Origin of the sequence: Cellvibrio fibrivorans (assembly GCF_031457055.1) — a bacterium.
GTDB lineage: Bacteria > Pseudomonadota > Gammaproteobacteria > Pseudomonadales > Cellvibrionaceae > Cellvibrio > Cellvibrio fibrivorans.
Genome location: NZ_JAVDVX010000003.1, coordinates 606,260 through 618,574 on the forward strand (window position 1 = coordinate 606,260; position 12,315 = coordinate 618,574).

The 12,315-nt window shown below is 46.6% G+C and carries 13 protein-coding genes; 1 reads left to right on the top strand and 12 read right to left on the bottom strand.

The annotated features are described in order from the left end of the window. Window positions 1-49 precede the first annotated feature (49 nt). On the bottom strand, window positions 50-796 hold the full coding sequence (locus tag J2X05_RS11155) for a Crp/Fnr family transcriptional regulator (RefSeq protein WP_310072433.1): 747 nt from the start codon (window positions 794-796) through the stop codon (window positions 50-52). Window positions 797-1,173: 377 nt separating this feature from the next. After that, window positions 1,174-2,331 carry a glycosyltransferase gene (locus J2X05_RS11160; protein WP_310072435.1) on the bottom strand — a complete coding sequence of 386 codons (1,158 nt, stop codon included), beginning with the start codon at window positions 2,329-2,331 and terminating at the stop codon, window positions 1,174-1,176. A gap of 244 nt (window positions 2,332-2,575) precedes the next feature. On the opposite strand from J2X05_RS11160, the gene J2X05_RS11165 reads away from it, so the two are divergent. Continuing rightward, on the top strand, window positions 2,576-4,018 hold the full coding sequence (locus J2X05_RS11165; protein WP_310072437.1) for a GGDEF domain-containing protein: 1,443 nt from the start codon (window positions 2,576-2,578) through the stop codon (window positions 4,016-4,018). A 58-nt stretch (window positions 4,019-4,076) separates the two neighbouring features. Here the strand turns inward: J2X05_RS11165 and J2X05_RS11170 are convergent, their stop codons facing one another. From J2X05_RS11170 to J2X05_RS11215, 10 genes are all read right to left on the bottom strand, one after another. Next, entirely contained in the window at window positions 4,077-4,319 is a 243-nt protein-coding gene (locus tag J2X05_RS11170) for a hypothetical protein (protein ID WP_310072439.1), read from the bottom strand. A 28-nt stretch (window positions 4,320-4,347) separates the two neighbouring features. Continuing rightward, a complete protein-coding gene (locus J2X05_RS11175) occupies window positions 4,348-4,734 on the bottom strand; it encodes a transmembrane 220 family protein (RefSeq protein WP_310072441.1) in 387 nt (128 codons plus the stop codon). 32 nt (window positions 4,735-4,766) lie between these two features. After that, entirely contained in the window at window positions 4,767-5,696 is a 930-nt protein-coding gene (locus tag J2X05_RS11180; protein WP_310072443.1) for a DUF6929 family protein, read from the bottom strand. A 67-nt stretch (window positions 5,697-5,763) separates the two neighbouring features. Then, window positions 5,764-6,120 carry a DUF1304 domain-containing protein gene (locus J2X05_RS11185; RefSeq protein ID WP_310072444.1) on the bottom strand — a complete coding sequence of 119 codons (357 nt, stop codon included), beginning with the start codon at window positions 6,118-6,120 and terminating at the stop codon, window positions 5,764-5,766. Between the two features lie 111 nt (window positions 6,121-6,231). Further along, a complete protein-coding gene (locus J2X05_RS11190; RefSeq protein WP_310072446.1) occupies window positions 6,232-7,164 on the bottom strand; it encodes a DNA-3-methyladenine glycosylase 2 in 933 nt (310 codons plus the stop codon). A gap of 4 nt (window positions 7,165-7,168) precedes the next feature. Next, window positions 7,169-8,134 carry a bifunctional transcriptional activator/DNA repair enzyme AdaA gene (locus J2X05_RS11195; protein ID WP_310072447.1) on the bottom strand — a complete coding sequence of 322 codons (966 nt, stop codon included), beginning with the start codon at window positions 8,132-8,134 and terminating at the stop codon, window positions 7,169-7,171. An 87-nt stretch (window positions 8,135-8,221) separates the two neighbouring features. Continuing rightward, window positions 8,222-9,775 (bottom strand): apolipoprotein N-acyltransferase, encoded by a 1,554-nt coding sequence (lnt, locus tag J2X05_RS11200; protein ID WP_310072450.1) that lies wholly within the window; start codon window positions 9,773-9,775, stop codon window positions 8,222-8,224. A 77-nt stretch (window positions 9,776-9,852) separates the two neighbouring features. After that, window positions 9,853-10,728, bottom strand: coding sequence for a CorC family transporter (locus tag J2X05_RS11205; RefSeq protein WP_310072452.1), 876 nt, complete (start codon window positions 10,726-10,728; stop codon window positions 9,853-9,855). Between the two features lie 21 nt (window positions 10,729-10,749). Further along, complete coding sequence (gene ybeY / locus J2X05_RS11210; protein ID WP_310072454.1) at window positions 10,750-11,217, bottom strand: rRNA maturation RNase YbeY; 468 nt, start codon at window positions 11,215-11,217, stop codon at window positions 10,750-10,752. Window positions 11,218-11,222: 5 nt separating this feature from the next. Next, entirely contained in the window at window positions 11,223-12,278 is a 1,056-nt protein-coding gene (locus tag J2X05_RS11215; RefSeq protein WP_310072456.1) for a PhoH family protein, read from the bottom strand. Window positions 12,279-12,315 lie beyond the last annotated feature (37 nt).

The following is a 12,315-nucleotide window of genomic DNA, read 5'->3' on the forward strand; positions in this document are numbered from 1 at the left end:
AGAAGCACTTCAATTCAGCAACGGGAAATGAACACTGTGGATTGATAACCTAGGCGGACTGCCGATAAATATTGTGCTGGTGGAGGTGGTGTTGCGGTAATAAACGATCCGTCTCCTGTTTCACAACGGTATAGCATTCACAGGTTAAATTTTCCAATTCGGCTCTGTCCAGCACGGTAATGTGGCCGCGCGTGTATTCAATTATGCCTAATTTTTGCAATTTTCCTGCGGCATCCGTAACACCTTCACGGCGTACTCCCAGCATATTTGCGATGAGCTCTTGAGTGAGTAATAAATGATTGTCTGAGAGACGATCAAGCATCAACAATAGAAAACGACAAAGTTGTTGATTAATTGAATGGTGTCGATTGCACACGGCTGTCTGCGCCATTTGTGTAAATAATGATTGAATGTAACGCAACATAAGCTTTTGTAAATCGCCATGCTGGTTCAGTTCTTCTTTAAATTTTCTACTGGAGAGACGATAAGCATTGCCAGCGCTTTGTACCACAGCACGGCTGGGTGTGCTGTCGCCACCCATAAACAACGCAATGCCAACAAAACCTTCATTGCCCACCAGGGATATTTCAGTCGAGTTACCTTCTCTCGTGTCATATAGCAATGAAACAATTGAATCTATGGGGAAGTAAACGTTTTTCATGACGTCTCCGGATTCTGCAATAACTTCCCCCATTTCCAAATGTACAACCTCAAGGTGAGGAAATAGCCGACGTTGGGTTTCCAGACAAAGTGCGTCAATAAGAAGATTTTTTGGTGAGTTGATATAGGTTGACATACGTTTCCCCTTTTTATCAAAAAGACAATAATCTTGCTGTTTAATGCAGATCAAAGCATGAATTTTTTGAGTAAAAGGGATGTTGCAACATGCATGCCACGAGGTTTGGTTTGGGACGTAAACCGAGGATTAATGTGTTTTGGTAGATGTTTTTTTATTAAAATTATGATTTATTTTTATCGTATTTATTATTTTTTTGTCTTTGTACACTTGTCCTATTTGAAATCCTTTCATGTGTTCTGTAGTTTTTTCAATTTCGATGGCTTTATTAATGCCACAATGAAATCCATGACAATGTTGTTGATCGGGCTCATGCTGAAAATACTTAACAGTATTCAAGAGCGCTGCATGCTTATATCTATTTATTGCAGCTAGCGCTAAGCAAATCCGCCACCCGACTTTAGGAATGGCAAGAGCCGCAAGCTGATACGATTGGGATTATGGTTAATCAAACGGTGGATGCTTGCAGTGGGAGCCAAATAGTTATCGTAGTAGTCAGTAGCTGCTTGCGCCATTGTCGCAATTGAGGATTCACTCATTGCCATAGCATTGATAATCGCTATTTGTAATTCTTTTTCATTGCTAAATGTCAGGCAATTTTTTCCATCCTCCAGCGCAGGAAAAAACATTTCCGGATATTGAGTGATGGGAATGCTACCTACCGCCATAGCTTCAATAATGTTGTGCGACATAGGATAGCGTACACCGGGGCATGCTAAAAAGAATCGTGAGCGGGCGAGGGTGCCTAGCCAGTCCTCCGGTTGTACCTTGCACAGGCGGGAATTCATAACGATTAAACCGGCATGGTGGTTTTCTTCGGCACTTTGCCGCGCCGCATTATTCTGCAATTCGATGATGCTCCCTGAAGCGAGGGAGTGTGCGAGATTTTCCAGCAATTGTGCACGGCTGAGTTTTGTATAAATGTTGCGGATAGATTTTTTATTGTATTTCCCTGGCTCGGCATCGCCGCCGAAAAATATTTGCCACTGGCGCGCTTGCTGTCGGTAATTTTCCAACTGCAAATCCTGCTGTGCTGCATAAATCGGTGGAAACATTGGAAAGGGCATGGGGAAGCAGCTGTCACCCGGTTGGTAATCCGGTTGGTAATTAACGGTAATTATTTTTTTCGCTTTGTGCGCGAGACCTGAATACCATTTATCGGTAACCAGCAAATAGCCTTGCGGTAAATCCCGCTCATCCAGTAGCACCGAAAAGTGTTGTTGTAAGCAGAGCTTTTTATGTTTGTCCTGGATATTGCCCAACACCAAATAATTTTCACGCAACACTGGATAAAACCCGGCGCGGATAAAATACATAAACAAGCAATAAAAACGTCGCCCTTGGGGACCGTCTATACGAGTATCGCGAAAGTCAAACACGACCAGCGGCTCGTCTTGTGGAATATCCCGGCGCTGTTGTTTCAACCAGCGGCGATATTCCCAGTATCGTTGTGGGTAGAGCACAGATTTGTAGCGCTGGAGTGTGCCGTCTAATTGGTGTCCGAGTGTGGTCAGCTGTTGTAAGGGTGAGTTCATGATAAGCCTGTGGTGATTATTCGGCGACGGGTACAGGAGCGTGTTTGGCTCAGAAAGTACAGGCTAATGGGTAATTGTTGCAGGATGGTGTCGTGAGGCTGCAGGAAATGAGGCTATAGAAATATTTTTCGCTTGAGAATAGCTCCCAGCATGCAAGCATTTTTTGCACTGGCATTCATGTTTCAACTGCCATGCTGCCAATCATTACTATACTGAGGGGAGTTGCCGGGTGTGGAGGTGTTTTTTGTTCCGTCTTTCTGCAGCGCCTACCCGGTCAGAATTCCCCTGGCTGCAGGCGTTTTTATTTATGCTGGGCTATGTAGTCTTGGGCTATGTAGGTATTCGTTACGCTGCATTTCCGGGTACTTTTTTTGCGCAAGTCTGGCTGACCTCCGGGGTTGGTTTGATTATGTTTAGTCTCTATCGCCGCCGTGCCATCCCGTTGGTGTGGTTTGCGTCGCTGGTCATCAATGGTTCTTTTGCCTTGCTGGCGATGCCGACTAATGGTGTGCTGGCAACGATTGCTCTCATTATATTCAGCCCTTTGTTTGATACGCTGCAAGGTTTTCTGGCCTGGCGTTTGTGGCGTTTGGACAATGAACCGCGCTTCAGCCGTATTGGTTTGCAGCGCTTTTTGCTGGCAATTATTGTTGCAGTAATGATCAGCGTTGCCGGCATTGCGATTCTGCATTTGGCAGTTGGGTTGATCAGTACTGATGAATTGTTGTCACGGTTTACGATGATGGCTTTGTCCGATATGCAGGGATTATTTTTGGTGGTGCCCCTGTGGCTCGCGCTGCGCAACAAAGCTTCTGCAATCATTAATTACCCATTATTTTTTAGCGCACTGGCGATTCCTATTCCACTGCTATTGGCGAGGTTTGAGCCATCGCTCGCGGCATTATTATTTCCGCTGGTGGCTTTTATTATTATTCGTCTGCGATTTATTGGTGCTGCACTGGCGGTATCAGTTGCCGGTGGCAGTGCGGCATTGCTCGTGGTACTCGGTTTGGACCCTTTACATATGGGCGCGGGTATTGAAGCCTTTAGCCGCTGGTCGTTGATTGTGCTCGCACTGGGCACACCTATGTTATTGATGGGGGTAGTGCTGGATGACAATCTCGATTACCAGAGCCATTTGGAGGCACGCGTAGATGAGCGCACCCAAGCGTTGCAGGATGCATTGGCCGCAGCCAATATCCTGGTAATTACCGATTCGCTGACCCAGGCGTTTAATCGTCGCCATATGGAAACGCTAGTGCACGATGAAGTTGAGCGCGCGCAGCGCTATCACCAATCGACAGCATTAATTATTTTGGATATCGATCATTTCAAAGCAGTTAATGACAATTACGGCCATCCAATGGGCGATAAGGTCTTGCGTCAGGTGAGCGATATTTTGGGCGAAAACTTGCGGCAGTCAGATGTGCTGGGGCGCTGGGGTGGCGAAGAGTTTTTAATTCTATTACCGCAAATTAATGTGTTGGCGGCCACCAACGTTGCAGAAAAATTGCGACAGGCAATCTTTACTGCTGAATTTGGTTTGAAGGAGCCCTTGAGTATCAGTCTGGGAGTAGCGGATTTACAGCGCGGCGAATCCGCAGGGGATTGGATTAAACGTGCTGATCAAGCGCTATATAAAGCAAAGCATTTAGGGCGCAATCAGGTAGCCTTGGCAAGCTTGTGAGTTTGCTAAAAACGCATGGGTTGCCATTGGGTTTATGGACAATCCATGCAGTCAGCGTTTACTTGCGAGCTTTTTTAGGTTTGCTTTTAGCGGCCGGCTTGGTGGCTAAATCAGCGGTTAACATCAACTGGAATGCGCCGAAGAAAATGGCCATGAGACCAATGAGTGCCGAGAACAAAAACGCTCCACCATCCGCTACAAAATACATCCCAAGAATGATGGCAACACCAAAGAAAATAAATCCCAAGCCTAGTTTTTTTTGTAATTGCATATGCTGGATCACCTTATCGAGGTTGGACATAAAGAGGCTGGAATAGCCTGTGTTGAAATTATTTATTATTGTTGACCGTGTAGCGCGCAAGCAAGGCACTAAGGCATACCAGAACCACAGCAATCAGTGCGCCTAAAAATTCGCGCGCTTCCTCTATGTAAGGCTTGTCCGGATTCATGCTTTGCATTAACGGTTCCTGCTCCATGTGCAAATAATAATTGTAGGCACCGGGTGCAGTCAGGACTAATTCTAAAACACATAACGCTAGCGTCAACCAGAAAAGCGGGCTGATAAATTTATTTGCCAGCGCCAGTAGTGGGGTGGCAGCGCAGAGGCAATAAAAACTCACCCAAATCACTGGATCGGGATCATTAAATTGCAGGGCGGCAAAGGCCAGCAAGGTCAATGTAAATAGTGCGGCGATACTTTTGGCGATATAGATCACGGGAATTGTTCTACCTGTTCAATACTGGGTTTTTAAAATGGGTACCCGCTGAGCTCGGCGGCGTAGACTTGTGCCGGTAGGGTTGCATCATCGGCATCGGTGACTAACAGCAGGTGGATTTTATTATTGACCAGCTGTGCCTCCACACCTTCTGCCTTGATTATTTTATCGATGGCGATAGTGCTGTGCAAATCGCTTTGGCTGTTGATAACACCAATGATAGAACCCATGCATTGGCCATCCAGGTAAGCATCAGAGGTATTTTCTGCGGCAGCAGTGAAAATAATGGTGCCGTCGGGCAAAGTGGTTGCATCGGTAAAACAAAGTGGAACCCCCGCTATCTCTCCTAGATCGTAGGGCCTAATAATCGCATCGAGTTTATGTTTGGACTTTTTATCCTTCGTAAGTGTGTATTGATAAAATTGTTTAAGTGAAAAGCGAATGGTTGCATTGAGTTTATTTTTCTTGTTGCCACGCTGGAACAAAATAATATCTTTATCGATAATGACTGCACCTTCGATATTAATTTTACCTATCTCTTCCTTTAATTCGTGATAAAGCAATGCGAGATCAATAATTTCTGCATCGCCTAATTCGCCTTGGTCATTAAATGAAATAATAGCGCCTTTGTGGCGCGCCTCTTTGGAGCCGGAGCCCAGCGCCAGTAGTGCGCCATTCGGGTATTTTTTTGAGGCGGGAATCAGGGTCAATACTTCCAGGTCAGGCTTGGCGGTTTTGCGCTCTTCAAGTTCCAGGGGTAAATCGCCGGAGAAGAGTGGAATTAACTCTCCGTGGCCATCGCCATCGCGCGCAAATAATCCCAAATGGTTTTCATCATCGGCGACTACATACAGCCAGTTGCCAACCTGCACCAAACCGCTCGCAGCACTCAAGTGTGGGTGACGGTCTTTGTGCGATGGGAGGGAAAGCGTTAGTGTTTTGATAGGCGAGAGCAAAATCATACGGGTTATCCCAAGGTTATAATGCCTGATTTTTATTAAGAGGCTTAAGCAGGGTATCCCTATTGCATCATGCAAACAATAACAATCCTAAACCTATCAATGCCGGAATCGTTTGAATATATAGAATCTTGCGCGCGGCAGTCGCTGCACCATAGATACCAGCAATTGCGATGCACACTAAAAAGAAAACCTTAATCGATGTGCCTGCTTCACCCAACCATAGCCCCCAGAGCAAACCTGCCGCTAAAAATCCGTTATATAAACCTTGGTTAGCCGCCAATACTTTGGTAATTGCCGCCTTTTCCGGGGTGTTGCGGAATGCGCGCAGGCCTGCAGGCTTTTCCCACAAGAACATTTCCAATATTAATATATAAATGTGCAGAAGCGCGATTAACAATATCAGGATTTGAGTTGTCATGAACATAGATTTGTTCCTCAGTAAAGAAAGAGTTTTCTGACGGATAACATTTTTTGCGTTCCCCTTGTAGCATGCATTTTTTATTCATTCGTCTTAAGTTAATTATTTAATAGTATTTCAAAACCCTTCTACTTTTTGCATCTTCCATAAATGTGCTGCAATCAGGGCGCGCCAAGGTGAAAACGTGGCTAGCCATGATTGTGTTGTTTTTTCATCGGGCTTTTCTGCAGTATTTAGCAAAAGCTGTAGATTGCTTCTCACGGCTACATCGCCATGAAGCGAGCCGTCCAACCACCCAAAACCACGTAGTAAGGCGTAATTGGCTGTCCAGGGGCCTATACCGGGTACCTTAATCAGGGCATCGTAAATAAGTTGTGCAGCGAGTGGTTTTCCTTGCAAACAATCGTTAAGCCAATCCTCGAGTGGCAAATCGCCGTTATGGATATTCTTGCTTAATTCTATGACTGTTCGTGCTTTGCTATGCGAAAATCCTAGTGAGCGCAAATCGTCTTCTAAGAGTGCAGCAATTTGTGTTGCGCTCGGGTAGCACCAAATGCCTGACGAATGTCGCACACCTGTTTGCTGGATGAATTTTCGGCGGACAGATACCGCAGCGTTAACGCTTATTTGTTGCCCAATAATTGCCCAGGTCAATGCCTCAAAAGTCGTCGCTGCTTGCGGAACACGCAAGCCGGATTGTCGGTCAATCAAATGTTTGACCTGTGGATGGTCTGCGGCATAATTTTCAAAATCGCTAATCGTTTGGTTCAGGCCGAGCATATGTTGGGCATGTTGGTGTAAACGAGCTTGAGTTTTTTCGGCATCCATTTTTTTTCGACCAGAATCTAGATGGAGCTGTACCTCCACGTGTTTTTTAACAAACCTGAATGTGATGCAGGCGGGCATAGCTTGCCACACAATCCCTTTTTTTAATTGCTGTTCATTGACTACTTCAGCAAGCATTTGCGCATCGCGCTGATGGAATGCTAAAAAGTCTGTAAGGCGAAAGTTGTGTGGTAACGCAATGCAGGTCTCGATGATGGTCGGCATGGATTTATGATTTCCCCTCTTCTGCTTCCTGCTGCAATAATTTTTGTTTTCGCTCGACACCCCAGCGATACCCCGACAGATTGCCGTCGCTGCGCACTACTCGGTGACAGGGAATAATGATGGCTATAGCATTGGCTGCACAAGCGCCTGCTACGGCACGCACGGCGTTGGGAGATCCTATCTCCTCGGCTATTTCTGTATAGCTGCGTGTTTCGCCGGCAGGAATTTTTTGTAGTGATTGCCAAACTTTTTGTTGAAATACAGTGCCGCGAATATCCAGCTGTAAATCAATTTTCAGTTGTGGTTGTTCTATCGCGCGAATGACTTGAATAACAGTTTTTAGAAATGTTGAATCCGCTGGGATAAGTTCAGCAGTGGGAAAGCGACGCTGTAAATCGGCATGTAAAAGTTGTGGATCATCACCTAATAGAATTGCACAGATACCTTTTTCGCTTTGTGCGATTAGAACAGCGCCGAGTGAACATGTCTCCAGAGCAAAATAAAGAGTCATTGCGGATTGCTTCCTGGGAATAAGTGAGTTGCGTTGAGTTTCTAGTTGGTGACGATGGGCTTTGGCGTACGCCTTGGGTGTTAGGCCAGTCGCAGCTTTAAATATGCGCTGTAAGTGATAACTGCTAATACCGGCATATTCTGCAAGGTTAGCAAGGCTGGGTTCTTGTGCTGCAGATTCAATAAACCGGCATAGATTAGTGATGCGCTGTGTTTGCAATGCATCGCTGCCCAAGTGTTGTGGATGGCAGCGTTTGCATGCGCGAAAGCCGGCTGCTTCTGCTTGGGTGTGATTGTCAAAGAAGCGCACATTGTCAGGATTGGGGCGACGCGAAGGGCAGCCAGGGCGGCAGTAAACGCCAGTGGTAATAACGGCATACATAAATTGGCCATCAGCGCCGACGTCGCCTAATAGAGGCCAGCGTGGATCAGCAAATGTGTTGGTAGTTGTGGTGCTCATAGCAATACTGAGGTGATGACGTTAGCTTTACTCTAGCGATAAAACCGCTGCAAGACACCCCAAATATTGCTATTACATTCGAAATACTTATTGTGCTTCTTCGGGCAAAGGGTCGCGCTTAAGCAACTGTGGCAAGCTGATGCATAACAATAGCAATGTCGCGAATATTACCAATGGACCGCTGCCGTACATCATAAAGGGGGTCCAGTCTTTTACGGCATAAATCACACCTGTGAAGGTTTGTGCCTGGAATGAATTGCTGCGGCTGAGGATTTTACCGTGGTTATCGATGATCGCACTGGGGCCATTATTCGTGCTGTAAACCAGATAGCGGCCAGTTTCAAGAGCGCGCATTTGCGCCATTTGCATAAATTGTTTTGACTGGATTGAATCGAGAAACCAGCCGAGATTGTTGACGCTCAATAGCACTTGCGTCTCTTTGGCTGCTCGGGCGATTAAATCGGGGTAGACAATCTCGTAGCAGATTGCCGGTGTAATGCGCACACCTTTTGCGATTAAACCGTGCTGGTCTTGTGGTCCCAAATGGATAAACGAGGTCGGCAGATTAAAGAATTCAATCAGGCCACGTAGTTGTTCTTCCAATGGTACATATTCACCAAATGGAACCAGACGACGTTTGTGATAAAAACCATACCCTTGGCCGAGCCCTGCAATTGAGTTGTAATATTTTTTCTTATCTCGGTCTTCATATATGACACCGGTAAAAAGTGCAGTGTCGTGTTCGGCGGCCGTGGTGTTCATCTCTTCCAAAAACGGTAGTGCGTCCTGATAAGTTAGTGATGTTGGAATCGCAGCTTCGGGCCAAATTACCCAATCATTCGTCCACAAGTCAGTACTAAGATCGCGTAACTGATTGAGTGCGGTGATAGTGGTGTCCTGATTAAAGCTGAGTTTGGTGCTTTGGTCGACATTGGGTTGTACCATGCCGATTTTTATGGGAGTTGGATCAGCTTCTGCCCAGGTAATGTTTTTTAAAGTCATTCCCGCGATCCAAAATGCAGCACAACAGGTGCTAGCAATAAGTAATGAGATTTTTTTTGCAGGCTCAGCTTTTATTTTCCATATCCATTCCGCAAATACTGTAGCAGTCAGAATCACAATAAAACTCATACCCATCACGCCGGTAACTGGTGCCCATCCGGCAAGTGGTGTATTTAGATGGGCATAGCCTAAAAATAACCATGGAAAACCGGTTAGCAACCAGGTGCGCATCCATTCACCCAGCAGCCAGCAGGCGGGCAGGGCAATTATTAATCCAAGCGAGTGATGATTAAACCAGCGACCGAAAATATAAAAGGGCAGGATAAAAATGGCCGCCATAAAACAGGCAAAGATAAAAACAAGAAAACCAGCGAATAGTGGCGAAGCTCCACCAAAGTTATGAATGCTAACATAAATCCAGTGAATTCCTGCACCGTAAAACCCCACTCCGAATGCAAAGCAGCGCCAGAGAATGGTTTTGAGCGATTGTTCTTTTAACAATAATGAAAAGGCAGCCAGGCTGATAAGCGCAATCGGCCAGAGCGTAAAAGGCGCAAAACTCAAGGTGATTAATGCACCGCTGAGTAGGGCAATGAATAGCGCCACAGGCTGTGATAAATTCAGGATTTTATCGGGCATAGGTGTTGTCTTTTATGTGTCCGGTTAAAAAAATCCCGCCGTGTGGCGGGATTGTTATCAATTATATTCGCTGCAAATTAATCACTTAATATCGTCAGGCGCAGTAAATGAATTTGGCGGTTATCGGCGTAAAGCACTCTGAACTGCATATTGTCCATTTGCACAACTTCATTGCGCTTGGGTAAGTGACCGAATTCTTGCATGAGTATGCCACCGATGGTGTCAAAATCTTCATCGCTGAACTCCTTCCCAAAAAACTCATTGAAGTCTTCGATAGGCGTTAGGGCCTTAATGATGTAATCATTCTCGCTCACGCGCTTGATAAAATCAGTTGCTTCTTCCTGCTCGTCTGTTTCGTCTTCAATTTCGCCGACGATTTCTTCGAGGATATCTTCAATGGTAAGCAAGCCAGTAATGCCACCATACTCGTCCATAACCAATGCCATGTGGTAGCGGTTTTCGCGGAATTCGCGCAGTAACACATTGACGCGTTTGCTTTCCGGAATAATAGTGGCGGGACGTAAAATGGTTTCCAGATTAAAATTGTCTGTGCCTTTTAGCGCGAGCGGCAATAAATCTTTTGCCAACAAAATGCCTTTTACGTCATCAATATTTTCGCCGATTACGGGGAAACGCGAGTGGCCGGATTCAATTAGTTGCGGTAAATATTCTTGTGGTGAATCTTCAATGCGGATCGCTACTATATGTGAGCGCGGCACCATGATTTCGCGCGCTTGCAGTGATGAGACATCCAGCGCGCCCTCGATAATGCTTAAGGCTTCCTGATCCAACAATTGGTTGTCGGCGGCATCTTTAATAATTTCCAGTAGTTCATCGCGGGATTTTGGTTCCGCACTGAATGCATGGAGCAGTTTATCCAGCCACGATTTCTCATGCTTTTCGTGGCGCTCGTGTTTTTCGGTAGTGGTGCTACTCGGATGGTCGTCCGACATGATATAAGTTCCCAAGGTCTTTTATTCTTCAGTGATTTCTTGATAGGGGGCAGGATACCCTAAACTGGTCAAGATTAGGGTTTCCAGGGTTTCCATTGCTTCGGCCTCATCGTCATCAATGTGGTCAAAACCGACTAAATGCAGGGTTCCATGGATCAGCATGTGCGCCCAATGTGCCTGCAGTGTTTTGCCTTGCTCTTGCGCTTCGCGCTCCACTACCGGGGCGCAGACTACCAGATCACCGAGTAGTGGCACTCCAACTTCCTCCGCAATGTCAGCGGGGAAGGAGAGCACGTTCGTTGGATAATCTCTCCCCCGATATTGCGCGTTTAATTCCTGGCTTTCGTCCTCATCGACGATATAAACACTGACCTCTGCCTCTGCAAGCTTTTGGCTTTGCAAGGCGACACTAATCCAGCGTTCCAGATCAGCCACCGCAGGGATTTGCTGGCTTTGGCTGTTGCTTTCAATATCGATTTGATAGGCCATAGTGCTTAGTCTTGCTTCGGCTGTTGTTGCTCAAAGGCTTCATAGGCTTCGACGATGCGTTGAACAATCGGATGGCGGACCACGTCTTTGGAGGTGAAGTTAGTGAAACTAATGCCATTCACATTATCCAGCACTTCAATTGCGTGGCGCAGTCCAGAGGCCATGCCGCGTGGCAAGTCTATTTGGGTTGGGTCGCCAGTAATGACAGCCGTAGTGCCAAAGCCGATACGGGTCAGGAACATTTTCATCTGTTCGCGAGTGGTGTTTTGGCTTTCATCGAGAATCACAAAGGAGTTGTTCAGAGTGCGGCCGCGCATAAAGGCCAGCGGCGCAACCTCGATAACCCCACGTTCCATTAGTTTGCCAACGGTGTCAAAACCCAGCATTTCAAACAAGGCGTCATAGAGCGGGCGCAAATAGGGGTCAACTTTCTGGGCGAGGTCGCCCGGCAGGAAACCCAGTTTTTCGCCAGCTTCTACTGCCGGGCGTACCAGCAGAATACGTTCAATCTCATTTTTTAGCAGCGCTTCCACAGCGCAGGCAACGGCGAGATAGGTTTTACCGGTACCGGCTGGGCCTATGCCAAAGTTGATATCGTGTTTTTGCACGGCACGTACATAACGCTGCTGGTTCAAACCGCGAGGTTTGATGGTGCATTTTTTGGTGCGGATAAGGGTAATGCCGGCCTCATCGTTATTTGAGATCGTAGTAGGTGACGCGCCGCTCAGCGCTTGAGCCTCTGCGTTATCCAGTTGTTCCATAAGTTGTTCAATACCAGAAGTTTGCAGTGCTAAATGCACTTCATCGGGGGTGAGTTCGTTTTGTTCGGTTGTGAGATAGAGATTGCGCAGCAGCTCCGCGCCCGCGCGAATCCTGGCGGAAGGGCCGGTCAATTCGAATTCGCTACCGCGATGGCGGATTTCTATCTCCAGGCGTTCTTCAACCTGGCGCAGATGTTGGCCAAGAAGGCCGCAGAGATTGGCAAGGCGACGACTATCACTGGGTTCCAGCGTCAATGACTGGGTGACTATTTCCGGGGGGGCTATAACCTGGGTATTCAAAGTGGTTGGTAAGCTCTTGTGACTCAATGAAAACTAA

Bases quoted from the DNA above. Each gene is read 5' to 3' on its own strand.
- J2X05_RS11180 (WP_310072443.1), bottom strand. From the start codon at position 5,696: ATGATTTTGCTCTCGCCTATCAAAACACTAACGCTTTCCCTCCCATCG.
- J2X05_RS11155 (WP_310072433.1), bottom strand. From the start codon at position 796: ATGTCAACCTATATCAACTCACCAAAAAATCTTCTTATTGACGCACTT.
- J2X05_RS11190 (WP_310072446.1), bottom strand. From the start codon at position 7,164: ATGCCGACCATCATCGAGACCTGCATTGCGTTACCACACAACTTTCGC.
- J2X05_RS11185 (WP_310072444.1), bottom strand. From the start codon at position 6,120: ATGTTCATGACAACTCAAATCCTGATATTGTTAATCGCGCTTCTGCAC.
- lnt (WP_310072450.1), bottom strand. From the start codon at position 9,775: ATGCCCGATAAAATCCTGAATTTATCACAGCCTGTGGCGCTATTCATT.
- J2X05_RS11170 (WP_310072439.1), bottom strand. From the start codon at position 4,319: ATGTCCAACCTCGATAAGGTGATCCAGCATATGCAATTACAAAAAAAA.
- J2X05_RS11160 (WP_310072435.1), bottom strand. From the start codon at position 2,331: ATGAACTCACCCTTACAACAGCTGACCACACTCGGACACCAATTAGAC.
- ybeY (WP_310072454.1), bottom strand. From the start codon at position 11,217: ATGGCCTATCAAATCGATATTGAAAGCAACAGCCAAAGCCAGCAAATC.
- J2X05_RS11205 (WP_310072452.1), bottom strand. From the start codon at position 10,728: ATGTCGGACGACCATCCGAGTAGCACCACTACCGAAAAACACGAGCGC.
- J2X05_RS11195 (WP_310072447.1), bottom strand. From the start codon at position 8,134: ATGAGCACCACAACTACCAACACATTTGCTGATCCACGCTGGCCTCTA.